This is a genomic window from Amycolatopsis sp. NPDC050768 (genome assembly GCF_040654155.1).
Taxonomy (GTDB): domain Bacteria; phylum Actinomycetota; class Actinomycetes; order Mycobacteriales; family Pseudonocardiaceae; genus Amycolatopsis.
In genome coordinates, this window is record NZ_JBFAHL010000037.1 from 23,857 (window position 1) to 38,376 (window position 14,520).

Consider the following 14,520-nt stretch of genomic DNA (forward strand, 5'->3'; position numbering starts at 1 on the left):
GAGCTCTCCGGCACTGAACGCATCAGAAAGGTGGACAGACATGGTAGCGACGAGAGGCTTCGTCGGGCGTCAACGGTCCAGCCGAGACCCGCGGCTGCCACCCGGTCAATACGACACGGGTGACGAGTGGCCGGTGCTGCACGCGGAGGCGACTCCGTCGATCGACACCGCGAACTGGACTTTCACGGTCGACGGCCTCGTCGACACACCGACCAGCTGGACCTGGGACGAGATCCACGCACTCGAACCGGACCGCTACGTTGGCGCCATCCACTGCGTCACGACGTGGTCCAAGTTCGGGATGACCTTCGACGGGGTCTCCATCGACACCCTGCTCGAGATCACCGGGGTGCGCGACGACGCGGCGTACGTGATGGCGCGCTCGCACACCGGGTACACCACCAATCTGCCGATCGAGGACGTCGTCGACGGCCGAGCCTGGGTGGTGTGGGACGTCAACGGCGCGCCACTGGACGACATCCACGGTGGCCCGGCACGGCTCCTCGTGCCGCACCTGTACTTCTGGAAGAGCGCCAAATGGGTGTCGGGACTGAAGTTCATGGCCGAGGACGAGCAGGGCTTCTGGGAACGAAACGGCTACCACGACCACGGTGACCCGTGGCTCGAGCAGCGTTACCAGGGGGACTGATGGCCTCCCCTTCGTCCTGGCAGACCGCCGTCGTGGCCGCCATCGGTCCGGAGGCTTCCCACGCGAAGACCTTCCGGTTGCGGCTCACCGAACCGCGGACACACCGGCCCGGCCAGTTCTACGTCGTCCGGCTGACCGCGCCGGACGGCTACCACGCCCAGCGCGATTACTCCGTGGCGAGCTCCCCGGGTGGGGACGACATCGAGATCACGGTCGAGATGCTGCCCGACGGTGAGGTATCGGGGTTTCTGCACAACGTCGTCGAAGTCGGGGACGTCCTGGAGGTCCGCGGTCCGGTGGGCAGGTTCTTCTCGTGGGACGGTGCCACGCCGATCCTGGGCCTCGCCGGGGGCTCGGGTGTGGTCCCGCTCATGTCCATGTTGCGGCTCGCGCGACGCGCGAACCGCCCCGACCTGATGCGGCTCGTCGTGTCCGTTCGATCGCCCGCCGATCTGTACTACCCGGACGAGATCTCCGGTCCGGAGACCACGGTCGTCTACACCCGCGAAGCGCCCGCGGGCAGCTCCCGTCCCGTGGGGCGCCTCACGGCCGAGGACGTTCGCCCTCTCGTCGAGTCCGACCGCGAGGTCTATGTGTGCGGCTCGGCGGGCTTTTGCGACGGAGCCACCAACCTGCTTCTCGAGGTCGGAGTCGACGTGCAGCGAATCCGCGTCAGCAGGTGGGGTCCGACCAGCTGAGCCGGGCGTTGCCGACACGTCGCGGTGCCAAGGGCCGTGGCGTAGCGATCACTGACGAGGCGCGGCTGTGCACCGATATCTACCGGAGTGCGTGACTACACCGAAATGCTGATTCGAGAAGGAAGCTGAAGGCCGCACTCAGTGGTTCGCTCGCGGGCAGCGGGGCACGCCAGGGCTCGTGGTGAGGCTCGGCGGATCCGCGAGTCTCACCACGAGCCGTCGCCGGGACGTCCTGCGGAACGCTGGTGGGGCCATACCGTCGAGGTCGCGTCGCTGACGGTGCCGGGAGGGGAGTCGGAACCGGTTTCGTCGGCGCTTGTTACGGGCGAACGCGGATGATCGTCTTGCCCTTTTTCCGCTGGGTCGGGTTGAACGCGGCCACGGCGTCGTCGAGGCTCGCCACGGTGCCGATGTTGGTGCGCACCCGGCCGTCTCGCACGCGCTGCACGATTTCACCCAGCTGAGTACGGGACGGCTCGACGATGAAGTCGATCGCGAGGCCGTCGGCGGGCCGGGTCTCCGGAGGGCCGGCGATCGTCACCAGTGTCCCGCCGGCCCGAACCAGCCCCGCGGACCGCGACCCGATGTCACCACCGAAGACATCGAACACCAGGTCGACACTCCCGACCTCTTCCAGCGCGTCGTTCTCCAAGTCGACGAACTCGTTCGCACCGAAATCCCGCGCCGCCTCACGGTCGGCCTGGCGCCCGGTACCCACAACGTAAGCACCGGCCTCGCGCGCGAGTTGCGTTGCCATCGACCCGACCGCTCCGGCTGCGCCGTGGACGAGGATCCGCTGTCCCGCCTCGAGCCGGCCGTGCACGAACAACCCCTGCCACGCGGTGAGGCCCGCCATGACGAGGCCCGCGCCGGTCGTGAAGTCGACGTCGCCCGGCAGCGCCGCGAGATTGCGCGCTTCAACGACCGCGTACTCCGCCAGCGTGCCGTCGCGGGTCCAGTCCGTGAGACCGAACACCCGTTGACCGACCGACAATCCCGCGGTGCCGTAGCTCAGGGCGGTGACCACGCCGGCCACCTCGTGTCCGGGGATCGACGGCGTCCGGTCCCGGCCACGGCGATCGACCCAGGTCGAGGGCCACGACAGCTCATCCCAGGTGAAGCCCGAGGCGTGAACCTCGACGACGACATCGCCGTAGTTCGCCCCGGCGAGGTCGGCGAGCATCGCCGCGTCGGGGTCGGGCCGGTCCACCAGCGTCATCCCGGCCCTTCCCGCGGCCTTGTCCGTCACCACAATCGCCTTCATCCGGAACCTCTTCTCTCTGTGTGCGGTGATCACGTCCACGCTCTGTGGACTTCACGGTCCATCATGGGGAACTCGGCCGGACTCGGCAGGGTGGTCCGGGCCGCGCCGCCGAGGTTGAGTTCGAATCTACTGTCTTGCCCTCAGCGGATAAGAAGTGGACCATATAGACCCTGATTGCTCAGGGGGAAGTCCCCCGCCGGAACGAGTGCGGCTACTGTTGCCACCATGACGGCCGACTGGTATGACAGGCCCTGCCCGAGTCGCGACACTTCTGAGCCGGGACCCCGTGCGCGCGTCGTGGCAGCGGCGACCACGCTCCTGCTGCGCGAAGGCGTCGGCTCGCTCACCGCGGCGCGTGTTCATGCTGCCGCTCGCGTGACTCAGGCTGAGCTCAACCAGCTGTTTCCCGACTCCGGCGGGATCGTGGAGGCGATCGTCGAGGCCCAGCTCGAGGTCGTCTTGCGGGCGCAGCGTCCCAGCCTGAACGCAGTCGAACGCCTCACGGACCTCGAACAGTGGCAGTCGCGACTGCTCGATTCGTGCGCGGCGCAAGGCGGTTGCCCTCTCGGCTCGCTCATCTACCACCTCGCTCACCGCCACGATCGTGGCCGGCTCGCTCTCGCCACAGCGTTTTCCCGGTGGCAGGGGTTGCTCGCCTCGGCCTTGTCGCGCATCCAGGCCGCCGGCGAGCTCGATTCCGATGTGGCGCCGGAAGTCCTTGCCGTCGGCGTCATCGCTGCCCTGCAAGGAGGTTATCTGCTGGCGCACACCACCCAGGACACCGATCAATTGCGCGCCTCGCTCGACATGGCCCTCGGCCAGGTTCGCTTCCACGCGACGTGAAGGACGATACAGCCCGAGAGGTCGCGCAGCACTGTCCTGCCCGTAGCCCTGAGTCACAGTCACCGTCGTGATGGAGTGACTCGGACACCACCCCGGCGCCCGAGTCGGAGGTGAGCGCATCCGCCCACCTCCGACTCGGGCCGATCCAGTTCGCGGTGCTGCCCGGTTGATGGCCTCCGCAGTAAGAACCTCCGCTGTCGCGGTAGCTGAGTACGTGGCGATCGAAGCCGAATCGACAGAGGAGATGGTCACCTTGGACGGCGACAAGCTGCAGAAGATCGCGGGCGACTGCGGTGTGGCACTGCCCGGCGCCGACCTAGAGCACCGTTCCGGCCCCGATTGGGACCTCTACAAGGTGCGCGGCAAGGTCTTCATGCTCATGACCGATCTGCCGGGACACCCGGTTGTGGTCGTGAAAGCGGATCCGGACAACGCCACCGCACTGCGTGAGCAGCACGCGGACATCACCCTCGGCTACCACATGAACAAGAAGCACTGGATTACGGTGGAAGGCGGGGGCACCATCGGCGCGAAGCTGGTGAAGGAGCTCGTGATCGATTCCTACCGTCTCGTGGTCGGCGGGCTTCCGAAGCCCGAGCGGCCCGTGGATCCCCAGATCTACGGCCGCCGCGCCTGAGCTGCTGCCGTCAATTCCTGGGATCAACGAGCAACGACTCTCGGCATGCGACGGAGAGCTATGACCGACAGGTTCACCGGCCGGGAAACGGTCGCGATCGGCGGCTGCGGCGACACGGGGGAGGAGCCCGCCACCGGCGCCGCGCACCGCGCTGCCGAGGACGACGGGTTCGAGATGTTCATCCGGGCGTGGCTGGAGCTTCTGGACACCGTTCGGAGCTAGCCCGGCGATGACGGGTTGATCAGCGAGGCGCCGGATCCGGCGTGCGCGGATCCGGGCGCGCGGTGTCGATGCCGACGTGCTGAAGTCCTATGTGGACCTGGCTGACTCCTTCGCGCCCCGCGTGACTTACGGGTTCCGCGCGACCCGGGGACGGTACAAGTCCGTTCTGGGCGCTCGTGCGGCTGACTGGAACGCAGAGCTCGGCATGCCGAGGCGTGGGACAAGGCCACGTCCGCCGGCTACGGACTGAACTGTGAGCAGGAGGCGTCCGATGAAGGTCGGTTTGCACGCGCGGGATATTCCTGTCTTGGTCGGTGCCGCTGTCACGGAGTCGGAACTCGCTTACGACCACCTGGTGGGGCGCGACCCGGTCTTGCGCTGCCTTGTTCACCGGTTCGGCCGGCCGGAGCCGTTCAGCCACCGGGAGGAAGCCGGTCTCGGCGGCCATTTCCCGGCGCTGGTTCGCTACTTCGGTGCGAGGCAGTTCCGCGCGCCTTCGACTTCCACGGTGTACGCGCAGATCTGCCGTGCGTCGTGCGGCCACCCGTCTCCGGCGATGGTCGCCGACCTCGGTGCCGACCGGCTGACCGCACTGGGTGTGCCGCGGGCGGACGCCGACCGGCTGGTGCGGCTTTCGCAGGCACAGCTGGCCGGCGACATCGACCTGGACCTCCTCGTCGGGCGCAACGACTGCCAAGTCCGGCAGATCCTTGCGCGGTACGGGATTCCCCGTGATGTCACGGACCTGTTCCTGATCCGCCGCCTGCACCGGCCGGACGTGCTGCCGGTCGACGACCCGGTGCTCGCCCGGGTTGTCCGGCGGATCTGGGCGTGTGGCAGCGCCGACGAAGGGTTCGGCAGGCAGTGGGCGCCGTTCCGCACCTATGCCGCGGCCCTGCTGTGGGAGGTGTCGCAGGCGGTGCCGCCACAGGACGGCTGGAGGATCCAAGATCCGGGGTAAGAACCGTCGCCGGCACGGCGCAGAGGATCGGGCAACACGACTGAGCCCGGACAGAGCGGTGTGCGCACGATGCCCGGCCTGGGTGCGATGGCTCGATTCGGTGTCGGGCAGCGAGTTCGACTAGGGCATCTTCGGCCGCGAACTTGAGAAACAGAGGCCTCATGCGCAAGATCTTGATCGTCGGCGGCGGATACGCGGGCTTCTACGCCGCGTGGAAACTCGAAAAGAAGCTGCGCCGGGACGAGGCCGAAGTGACGGTGGTCGACCCGCGGCCGTACATGACCTATCAGCCGTTCTTGCCCGAGGTGGTGGCCGGGTCGATCGAGGCGCGGCACGCCGCGGTGTCGCTGCGCCGCCACCTCCACCGCACGCGGATCATCACCGGGATGGTCGACGCGATCGACCACAAACGCCGTTCGGTGACGATCCGGCGCGCCGGCGGGGACCCGTTCGAACAGGGTTACGACGTCGTCGTGGTCACCGCCGGCGCGGTCACCCGCAAGTTCCCGGTGCCGGGCATCGCCGAACAGGCCATCGGCCTCAAGCACGTGGAGGAAGCGGTCGCGATCCGCGACCGGCTGCTGACGTCGTTCGACCGCGCGGCCGTGCTGCCGCCGGGGCCGCACCGGCAGAAGCTGCTCACCGCCACTTTCGTCGGGGGTGGGTTCTCCGGCGTCGAGGGCTTCGCCGAGCTGCTGTCGCTGGCGACCGCGCTGCTGAAGCGCTATCCCGAACTGCATCGCGACGAGCTTCGGTTCCACCTCGTCGAAGCGTCGGGCCGGATCTTGCCCGAGGTCACCGACTCGCCAGGACGGTGGGTCGTGCGTTTCCTGCGACGACGTGGTGCGCAGGTGCACGTGGACACGCAGATCAGGTCGATGACCGGTGGGCACGTGGTGCTCTCCACCGGCGAGGAGTTCGATTCGGAGCTCATCGTGTGGACGGCAGGCAACGCGGCGAATCCGGTTGTGGAAAAGCACACCGACCTCCCGGTGGACGAGCGTGGATTCGTCGTCGCCCGGCCGGACCTGCGGGTCGGCACCGACGCCGAACCAGTACCCGACGCATGGGCCGCCGGCGACGACGCCGCGATCGAAGACCTCACCTCGCCGATCCCCGGCACCCGCACGGTGCCCAACGCCCAGCACGCCGTGCGCCAGGGAAAGCTGCTCGCCCGCAACATCGTCGCGACCATGCGCGGCGGAAAGCCGAAGAACTACCGTCACCACAGCCTCGGCTCCATCGCGGAGCTCGGCATCGGTCACGGGATCTTCCAGTATCGGCGATTCGTGATCAAGGGGCCACTCGCCTGGCTGATGCATCGTGGCTATCACGTGCTGGCCGTGCCCAGCTGGGAACGCAAGGTCCGAGTGCTCGTGATCTGGCTGACCGCCGGGTTGTTCGGCCGGGACATCCTCTCGCTGGCGTCGGTGCAGCACCCTCGCGACGCTTTCCTCGACGGCGGTGAACCCGCGGCGCTGCTGAACCCGACTTCTCAGGACCGAACCCCGCCGCGTTGAGCGGTTTCCCTTTCCTCGGAGGATCGCGCGTTCGCCGCAGCGCGAGTCTTTTCGGGCCTGGTCCGTGCGACGGGGGAGCCGACCTCGACCGCGACCGGAATGACAGGACAGACCCATCGGATGGTGGTCTTGATGAGTGAACACTTCGACGCGATCGTGATCGGCATGGGCACCGGCGGTGAAGCCGCCGCTTACCGGCTCCTGGCCGGCGGGAAACGGATCGCGGTCATCGAAAAGGAGCTGATCGGCGGGGAATGTGCCTACTGGGCCTGCATCCCGTCCAAGACCCTGCTGCGTTCCACCGAAGCTCGCGCCGAAGCCGAGCGCACCGCCGGGCTCACGCGGCCGGGTCTGGAGTGGACGACGTTGCGTGACTACCGAGACTTCATGGTCCGCCACCTCGACGACTCCGGCCAGGTCGACGGTTTGCGCAAGCTCGGCGCCACCGTGATCAAGGCGACCGCGCGCCTGGTCGGGCCCGGCAAGGTCGAGGTCCAGGGCCGCACGCTGACCGCCGACCACGTCGTCATCGCCACCGGCGCGGCTCCGAGCCACCTGTCGATCGCCGGTCTGGCCGATGTGCCGGTGTGGACCAACCGCCAGACGACCACCCTCACCCGGATCCCGGAACGGGTGACCTTCCTCGGCGACGGCGCCACCGGCATCGAACTCGGCCATTTCCTGACTCGCATGGGCAGCCAGGTCACCATCGTGCAGCGCGGCTCGCGCTTGCTGGACCGCGAAGATCCGGCACTGGGCGACTTGATCGCCGAGCTGTTGACTGCGGATGGAATCGACGTGCGGACCGGCGTCCGAGCGCACACCGTCCGGCGCGTTTCCGGCCGGCGTGGCGAAGAGATCGTCGTCGAGCTGGATGACGGCACCACTGTGGGCACGGATGTCCTCGTCAACGCCACCGGTCGCACTCCCCACACCGCCTCCCTGAACCTGGAGGCCGTCGGCGTGCGGCCCGGGTCACGGGGGCACATCGAAGTAGACGAAAACTGCCGGGCCGGGGACGGGCTGTGGGCCGTCGGAGACGTGACAGGAGTCGCGCTGTTCACCCACGTGGCCACTTACCAGGGCCGCGTGGTGGCCGACAACATCTTGGGCCGCCCGCGCGTCGCCGACTACACCGCCGTCCCCCGCGTGGTGTTCACCCAGCCCGAGATCGCCGCCGTGGGCCTCACCCCCGCGTCAGCCCGCTGCCAGGGGATCGACATCGTGGCCTCCACCCTGCAGCTGGCCGACGAGATCGCGCGCCCCTACACCTACGAGACGGACCCCTACGGCACCTTCACACTGATCGCGGACCGCCGGCAGCGCACACTCGTCGGTGCCTGGGCCGTCGCTCCGCTCGCCGGCGAGTGGATCAACACCGCCGCCCTCGCCATTCGGCACCACCTCACCATCGACGATCTCGCCGACGGCATCGTCCAGTTCCCCAGCTACACGGAAGCCCTCACCCTCGCCGCCGACAAACTCGTCAGTCAGCTGCAGTGATGAGACGGCCGGCAGGATGCGGAATCCTGCCGACCGTTGAAGGTTCGTCTTCTCGTGCGCTCGGTCAGATGGCCAACCCGGCGCCGCCGGACACCACGATCTCCTGCCCTGTGACGTAGGCGGCCTCGTCCGAAGCCAGGAACGCGACGGTCCCGGCGATGTCCTCAGGCGTGCCCAGGCGACCGAACGGGTTCTTCTCCGCCATCTCCGCCATCGTCGCGGGGACGTCGTCAGATCCCGTGCCGAGAGCGGTCCGCGTCATGGGGGTGTCGGTGAATCCCGGGCTCACGGCGTTGACCCGGATGCGGCGCGGGGCGAGCTCCAAGGCCAGCGTCGGGATCATGGCCAGCAACGCGCCGTGCGACCCGGCCGCGATGCTGTTGCCGGTCAGGCTTCGCGTCGCTCCGATTCCCACCGTGACAATGACAGAAGCGCCGTCGGTCAGCAGCGGCAGCGCCTTGACCAGGGTGAAGAACTGCCCTTTGGTGTTGACGGCGAACACCTCGTCGAAGGCCGCTTCGTCGCAGACATCCAGAGTCACGGGCCGGCTGACGCCGGCGTTCAGGTACAGCGTGGTCAGACTCCCGAATCGTTCGCCGACTTCGGACACCACCTTGTCGGTGTCAGCGAGCGAGCGCGCGTCGGCTTGCAAGACCAGAACGTCTTCGGGGAGCTCCTCGCGCGCCCGGGCGACGCTTTCCGGACGTTGTCCGGTGACCGCGACGCGATAGCCACGGCTGTGCAGTACCTGCGCGGTCGCCTTCCCGATCCCGCTGGTGCCGCCGGTGATCAGGGCTGCACGTGCCGACATGGTGATCACTCCACAGTAGTTGGTCTCTTGACACGACAGCTCGACGACATGGCGCCGAGCCCAGCCGGTGTCGCGAGGTGCCAGAGGACGGCTACCCGCCTATCCATCATGCACCGAAGAGAACCATATAGTCCACTCGTGCGGTCGACCTGCGGCTGCGTACTTGGCCTGCCACCACTACAGGCTCGGGCGAACGTCTGGATCGCGTGACCTGTTCCTGGACTATGTGGGCCATATTTGGGACCCTGGTGACGTGACCATGACTCGCACGGGGAAGCGCGCAACCAAGGAACAGCGCGCCGCGTACGAGTACTTGGGCTCGCGCGGCGACTCGCTCGCCCTCTGGGTGCGGTCGACAGGACCGATCGATGCCTACGAGTCACACCTTCCGGTCGAGGTCCACGGCCCGCTCGAATGGTTGTCGTTCGCGATCGCCTCGCGGCAGCTCAGCAGGGCAACCGCCTTGGCGATCTACAACCGGCTTGTCATGCAGCTGGGCGGCTCCATCACCACGGAGCGGGTCGTCACGGCCGACGAACGGACTCTGCGCGGAGCGGGCTTGTCCCACCCGAAAGCCAGGGCAATCCGCGAGGTTGCAGAACACGCCGATGACGGCCTGCTGGACCCGGACAAGCTCGCGGCGATGTCGGATGCCGAAATTCAAACCAAGCTCGTGGCCGTGGCGGGTATCGGTCCTTCGACAGCGAAGATGTTCATGATGCGGTACCTGCGTCGACCGGACATCTTCCCGGCCGGCGACCTCGCTGTGCGCTCGGCGATCACGACATTCGATCGACTGGACAGGCGGATCACGCCGAAGGCCGCGGAGCAGCGCAGTGAGCCATGGCGGCCGTATCGGTCGTATGCGACGTCGTACCTGTGGGGCTACGTGTGGGAGCTGCACCGTACAGATGAAGGAGCCGGCATGGACAGCATCTTCGTTCGAGCACGCTCGAAACCGGCCGCCGGCCGCTCGGTCGAGGCCGGCTCATGAGTGCTCGCTACGACTATGTGGTCGTCGGCGGGGGCACAGCCGGGTGTGTGGTGGCCGCACGTCTGTCGGAGGACACTGACAGTCGCGTGCTGCTGCTCGAGTCCGGGAGCCCCGATTCCAAGGCGGAAATCTCCGACCCACCCGCGTGGCCCTCTCTCCGGGGCACCGAAGTCGACTACGGCTACCGCACCGTCCCGCAGGCCGGCACCGGCGGGGCCGCACACGACTGGCCGCGTGGTCACACCCTCGGCGGGTCGCACAGCATCAACGCGATGGTGCACCTGCGAGGTCACCGCGACGACTTCGACGAGTGGGCGAGGATGGGCTGCACGGGCTGGGACTACGACTCGGTCCTGCCGTATTTCCGGCGCATGGCCTGCCCGGCGTCGGCCGCAACCTCCACGACCACCCGCTGTGCAACGTCGTCTACGAGGCCGCACAGCCGATTCCGCCCGGCAACACCAACCACGCCGAGACCTCGATGGTGTGGCGCAGCGACCCGAGCCTGACCGGGCCCGACATGCAGCTGATGTTCATGTACGTCCCCTTCGGCCCACCGGCCCTGCCGGCTCCGCCGAACAGCTTCACCTTCGGACTGGCGACCGTCCCGCAGGCCCGCGGCGCCGTCCGCGTCGCGGGGCCCGATCCGAGCGCACAGCCACTGATCGACCCGAACTACCTGGGGGCCGAGCACGACGTGCTGCGCCTTGTCGACGCTGTCGCCGTGGCTCGCGAGATCGCCGCCGCGCACCCGTTCGACGCGTGGCGCGGGAAGGAACTGCACCCTGGCCCGGATGCCCGCGACCAGCAGAGAGTGCGCGAGTTCGTCACCCGTGCCACCGGCACGTACTTCCACCCGGTCGACACCTGCGCGATGGGCACCGGCCCCGACGCGGTCGTCGACCTCGATCTGCGTCTGCGCGGTGTGCGCGGCCTGCGGGTCGCCGACGCATCGGTCATGCCCCGCATCGTGTGTCAACACCAACGCGGCCACGATCATGATCGGCGAAAAAGCCGCCGACCTCGTCCGCGGCTGCGGGGTGGCCGGTTCGGTGTCCTGACGCTCTCGCCGCGGTCGGTCGTGCACAGGGAGCGCCACGACGCCGGCAGTCGACACGGCGCACTGCTCGCGGTCGGGAATTGTCTCCACCACGCAGTGGATGTCAAGTAAATTGACGTCTTGCCTGAGCGATGACAAGCAGATTGGCACCATTTCGGTTCCACGACAAGCTCATTGCCCGAGCCGCTGCGGGGAGGAGGAAGCCCACTATGCGCGTCACCCCTGCACTCACCGTGCCCCGCAACGCCGATGCGGTCGAGATTGTGCACATCCCGGTTCCCGAAGATGTGGATTTGCCTCCGCTGCCCACCCAGGCTGACTCATGGGTGGGGCATTACCAGCGTGTCCTGCTCAATGTCCGCACCGGTGAGATGTCGTTTTTCTGTGCTGACTGGCGGGTGTACGTGCCCGTTCTCGGAGATGAGGATCGCGCGGTCTGGAAGTCGCAGTACCCCGGCGAGAGTCCGATCAACTCCATGAATGCGGCCACCCGGCCGATTCCGGAGTTACTGATGTTCTTCATCGACACCTGGACACGCGTGGATTTCCCCGCTGCGGGGCGTCCGTCGACGCCCGCGTGGGTGTACCTGACTCGCGAACAAGGCGACGCGTTCGTGGCTTCGCTCGTGCCGCTTGCGCAGCAGTTGGTTGACAACCTGTTCCGAGTGCCCGGCACCGACGACCTCGAATGGTCTGCCGAATCCGTGGCGGCCGTGCGGTCGATCGATGCCGCGTGCAGCCGATACCACCAGGGACCGCGGGGTGTCGAGGCGTCGCCGGCGGGCCTGATCAATTTCGCTGATGCCGTCGTGGCAGTGCCGGGGTTGGTCCGAGGTGAGTGGGCCGAGATGGAAGACACCGAGCTCGACGACGCGGCCGACGTGCTGAGTAGGTCTCGGTACCACCTCGACCCGCAGCTTCGGGAGGAGTCCGGGAGACCGGGCGACGAAGGCGGTGGCATCGGGCTGAAGGTGTACGGAGCGCGGGCGTGGCTCTACGCCTACCGCGCCCACGAGGCCGACGACCGGCTGATTCCGGATGCGGCCAGGAGCCAGGCGGTCAACCAGCTCCGCAAGGCACGTTCCGACGACGTCGACAGCGGGGATTGACTCCGATGCGGCGGGTCAGACCGATCTCGTGGAAATGACAATGCGGCGATGTCTTCACTCGACGAGTCAGTCAGGCGGCGCTTCTCGACCGGACTCTGATGTCGTAAGTCGGTCGCGGATGCAGGACATCTCCGCCACGTCCGTTTTCCGGCGGTTAACGGTTGTGGCGTGACGAAGTGGATTGACTTCGGCGCGGATGGCCGAATTGCATCGCGGGGCACGCAGGCACAGGCAGGTGCGATAATCTGTCGCGGTGGTGGAACCGGAGAGCACAATGAAGCCTGTCCGGCTGACGGCGCGGGGTGAGGCGACCCGGGCTCGGATCGTCCGCGCTGCCGTGGACGTGATGACGGTCAAGGGGGTGGCGGCCACCACGCTCGACGATGTTCGTGCGGCGAGCAGTACCAGCAAGTCACAGCTCTACCGTCACTATGCCGACAAGGACGCGCTGGTCCAGGATGTGATCGAACATCAGGCCGAAGACCTGCTGACCGCGCAGGGGGAACAGCTGCGCCGGCTGGACTCGGTCAGTGGGCTCGAGCGGTGGCGTGATGCGATCATCCAGCGGAACACTGTGCGCAACAGGGCTTATGGATGCCAACTCGGCTCGCTGGCGTGTGAGCTTTCCGATCAGAACCAGCGGGCTCGATCTGCTCTGGCCGGCCACTTCGAAACCTGGCGCGGCCTGATCGCGGATGGTCTGCGGCGGATGCGCGACGCGGGCAAACTGCGCTGTGACGCCGATCCCGAACGGCTCGCCATCGGCTTGATGGGCGCCCTCGAAGGCGGGTACTTGCTCGCGCAGACCGAGGGGGACATCAAGTCCATGCGCATCGCGCTCGACATGGCCATCGACTACATCCGTACTCTCGAAGTGTGAGTCGCCGGTAACGGGATACCGCGGAAGCGAACGATCTGTGGGTAGTTGACGTCGTCCGCTCGACGTGCGTGCCGACCTGCCGGCCATCCGAACCGGTGAGAAAAAAACAACCTCGATGACACGCGCCAGAGCGGACTGTATAGTCCACACTGTGATCAACAGCCTCTGCCGGCCCGCAGCTGCGAAGCTGTGCTTGCCGCCTGGCTCGGTGCCGGCGTCACCACGATTGATGGCTGCGACGCCAGTGTGCGGGCATCTTTGGCGTCGGTCGACCTCCGGGCAGGCGGTACCCGGCACGGTGAGATGACCGTCCGCGTTGAAACCTTCTCCGTCTCGAGTGGACGGTTGCCTTCGATTTCGCTTGGTGCAGGTCTGCCGCCCAGTCGTCGGCCGGTCTTGTTCCGGTTCATCCGAACCGTCGGCTTCGGACTCTCTGTAAACGCAATGCTGCGTCTTGACAATGAAGGAGAAATTTCGTGAGCGACGACTTCGAAGGCCGCAAGATTGTTGTTGTCGGCGGTAGTAGTGGAATAGGTTACGCCACGGCCGAACAGGTGATCGCCGGCGGCGGCAGCGCCGTGATCACCGGTCGGAATCCGGAGAAGCTGCAAGCGGCGGTGGAAGCGCTGTCGCAGCACGGTAAGGCATGGGGCATCGCCGCGGAGCTGACCGACCGCGCCCGGATTCCCGAAGTGCGAAAGCGGATCGCCGATGAACATGCCGACGCCAGCTTGCTGGTCAACGGGGCCGGAATCTTCGTCCCCAAACCCTTCACCGAGTACGACGAAGAATTCTACGACTCATTCAACGAACTGAACCGTGCGATGTTTTTCATCACCCAAACCGTCGTCGCCGGCATGCTCTCCGCGGGCAACGGAGGGTCGATCGTCAACATCGGCGCGATGTGGGCGCACCAGGGGATCGCGGCAACGCCGCACACCGGTTTCTCCGTGCAGAAGGGCGGCCTGCACTCTCTGACGAAGGCACTCGCGATCGAGCTGGCACCGCATGCCATTCGGGTCAACGCGGTCTCACCCGCAGCGGTGCGGACCCCGCCGTACTACCGGCTGGTTCCCGAGGCGCACCTCGAGGACCCCGTGAACAGTTTCGCGAGCATGCATCCGCTGGGCCGGGTCGGAACCGTGGAAGACGTCGCGAACATGGCGTCATTTCTGCTCTCGGAAAAAGCGAGCTGGATGACCGGCGCGATCGTCGACGTCGACGGCGGTGTCATGGCCGGGCGCAACTGAACCGCGGAAGCAGAAAATTCGGCACTAGTGTCGCGTGTCTGAAGTAATTTTACGGTTGATTTTGGTGATGATGTCGTCGTCGGTGGCGGTCCAGGTGAAGGGTTTGGCGCGGTCGTTGT

General features: G+C 67.0%; 15 protein-coding genes and 3 pseudogenes. 15 read left to right on the forward strand and 3 right to left on the reverse strand.

Going from position 1 to position 14,520, the window contains the following annotated elements:
* The first annotated feature begins 40 nt into the window (after window positions 1–40).
* Window positions 41–649: a sulfite oxidase-like oxidoreductase gene (locus AB0H62_RS49975; RefSeq protein ID WP_360592885.1), complete on the forward strand. Its 609-nt coding sequence runs from the start codon at window positions 41–43 to the stop codon at window positions 647–649.
* Window positions 649–945 (forward strand): annotated as a pseudogene (locus AB0H62_RS49980) (FAD-binding oxidoreductase); the annotation flags it as partial. The gene AB0H62_RS49975 and the pseudogene AB0H62_RS49980, both read left to right, overlap by 1 nt.
* Here the strand turns inward: AB0H62_RS49980 and AB0H62_RS49985 are convergent.
* Window positions 925–1,011: pseudogene (locus AB0H62_RS49985) on the reverse strand (hypothetical protein); the annotation flags it as partial. The pseudogenes AB0H62_RS49980 and AB0H62_RS49985 sit on opposite strands and share 21 nt — an antisense overlap.
* On the opposite strand from AB0H62_RS49985, the pseudogene AB0H62_RS49990 reads away from it, so the two are divergent.
* Window positions 1,003–1,347 (forward strand): annotated as a pseudogene (locus AB0H62_RS49990) (oxidoreductase); the annotation flags it as partial. The pseudogenes AB0H62_RS49985 and AB0H62_RS49990 sit on opposite strands and share 9 nt — an antisense overlap.
* A 319-nt stretch (window positions 1,348–1,666) precedes the next feature.
* Here the strand turns inward: AB0H62_RS49990 and AB0H62_RS49995 are convergent.
* The gene (locus AB0H62_RS49995) at window positions 1,667–2,611 is read right to left on the reverse strand and encodes an NADP-dependent oxidoreductase (protein WP_360592886.1); all 945 of its coding nucleotides are present in this window, start codon (window positions 2,609–2,611) and stop codon (window positions 1,667–1,669) included.
* 225 nt (window positions 2,612–2,836) lie between these two features.
* Here AB0H62_RS49995 and AB0H62_RS50000 point away from each other — a divergent pair, with 225 nt between their 5' ends.
* The 6 genes from AB0H62_RS50000 to AB0H62_RS50025 all read left to right on the forward strand — a co-directional run bounded on the left by AB0H62_RS50000 (window position 2,837) and on the right by AB0H62_RS50025 (window position 8,297).
* On the forward strand, window positions 2,837–3,454 hold the full coding sequence (locus tag AB0H62_RS50000) for a TetR family transcriptional regulator C-terminal domain-containing protein (RefSeq protein WP_220242461.1): 618 nt from the start codon (window positions 2,837–2,839) through the stop codon (window positions 3,452–3,454).
* 214 nt (window positions 3,455–3,668) lie between these two features.
* Window positions 3,669–4,091 carry an MmcQ/YjbR family DNA-binding protein gene (locus AB0H62_RS50005; RefSeq protein WP_255638221.1) on the forward strand — a complete coding sequence of 141 codons (423 nt, stop codon included), beginning with the start codon at window positions 3,669–3,671 and terminating at the stop codon, window positions 4,089–4,091.
* A gap of 60 nt (window positions 4,092–4,151) precedes the next feature.
* Window positions 4,152–4,313 (forward strand): hypothetical protein, encoded by a 162-nt coding sequence (locus AB0H62_RS50010; protein WP_360592887.1) that lies wholly within the window; start codon window positions 4,152–4,154, stop codon window positions 4,311–4,313.
* Between the two features lie 271 nt (window positions 4,314–4,584).
* Entirely contained in the window at window positions 4,585–5,274 is a 690-nt protein-coding gene (locus tag AB0H62_RS50015; RefSeq protein WP_360592888.1) for a hypothetical protein, read from the forward strand.
* A 161-nt stretch (window positions 5,275–5,435) separates the two neighbouring features.
* On the forward strand, window positions 5,436–6,794 hold the full coding sequence (locus AB0H62_RS50020; RefSeq protein WP_360592889.1) for an FAD-dependent oxidoreductase: 1,359 nt from the start codon (window positions 5,436–5,438) through the stop codon (window positions 6,792–6,794).
* Between the two features lie 132 nt (window positions 6,795–6,926).
* The gene (locus AB0H62_RS50025; RefSeq protein WP_360592890.1) at window positions 6,927–8,297 is read left to right on the forward strand and encodes an NAD(P)/FAD-dependent oxidoreductase; all 1,371 of its coding nucleotides are present in this window, start codon (window positions 6,927–6,929) and stop codon (window positions 8,295–8,297) included.
* Between the two features lie 64 nt (window positions 8,298–8,361).
* On the opposite strand, the gene AB0H62_RS50030 is transcribed toward AB0H62_RS50025, so the two are convergent.
* Entirely contained in the window at window positions 8,362–9,108 is a 747-nt protein-coding gene (locus AB0H62_RS50030; protein WP_360592891.1) for an SDR family oxidoreductase, read from the reverse strand.
* Window positions 9,109–9,367: 259 nt separating this feature from the next.
* On the opposite strand from AB0H62_RS50030, the gene AB0H62_RS50035 reads away from it, so the two are divergent.
* The 6 genes from AB0H62_RS50035 to AB0H62_RS50060 all read left to right on the forward strand — a co-directional run bounded on the left by AB0H62_RS50035 (window position 9,368) and on the right by AB0H62_RS50060 (window position 14,401).
* Window positions 9,368–10,102: a hypothetical protein gene (locus AB0H62_RS50035; protein ID WP_255638873.1), complete on the forward strand. Its 735-nt coding sequence runs from the start codon at window positions 9,368–9,370 to the stop codon at window positions 10,100–10,102.
* Entirely contained in the window at window positions 10,099–10,611 is a 513-nt protein-coding gene (locus tag AB0H62_RS50040) for a GMC family oxidoreductase N-terminal domain-containing protein (RefSeq protein ID WP_360592892.1), read from the forward strand. Before AB0H62_RS50035 ends, AB0H62_RS50040 begins: the two co-directional genes overlap by 4 nt.
* Before the next feature lie 26 nt (window positions 10,612–10,637).
* Window positions 10,638–11,273 carry a GMC oxidoreductase gene (locus AB0H62_RS50045; RefSeq protein WP_360592894.1) on the forward strand — a complete coding sequence of 212 codons (636 nt, stop codon included), beginning with the start codon at window positions 10,638–10,640 and terminating at the stop codon, window positions 11,271–11,273.
* 98 nt (window positions 11,274–11,371) lie between these two features.
* Window positions 11,372–12,271, forward strand: a complete 900-nt coding sequence (locus tag AB0H62_RS50050) for a hypothetical protein (RefSeq protein ID WP_360592893.1) — start codon at window positions 11,372–11,374, stop codon at window positions 12,269–12,271.
* A 253-nt stretch (window positions 12,272–12,524) separates the two neighbouring features.
* The gene (locus tag AB0H62_RS50055) at window positions 12,525–13,151 is read left to right on the forward strand and encodes a TetR/AcrR family transcriptional regulator (protein ID WP_266118107.1); all 627 of its coding nucleotides are present in this window, start codon (window positions 12,525–12,527) and stop codon (window positions 13,149–13,151) included.
* Between the two features lie 476 nt (window positions 13,152–13,627).
* Window positions 13,628–14,401, forward strand: coding sequence for an SDR family oxidoreductase (locus AB0H62_RS50060; protein ID WP_220242451.1), 774 nt, complete (start codon window positions 13,628–13,630; stop codon window positions 14,399–14,401).
* Window positions 14,402–14,520: the final 119 nt, after the last annotated feature.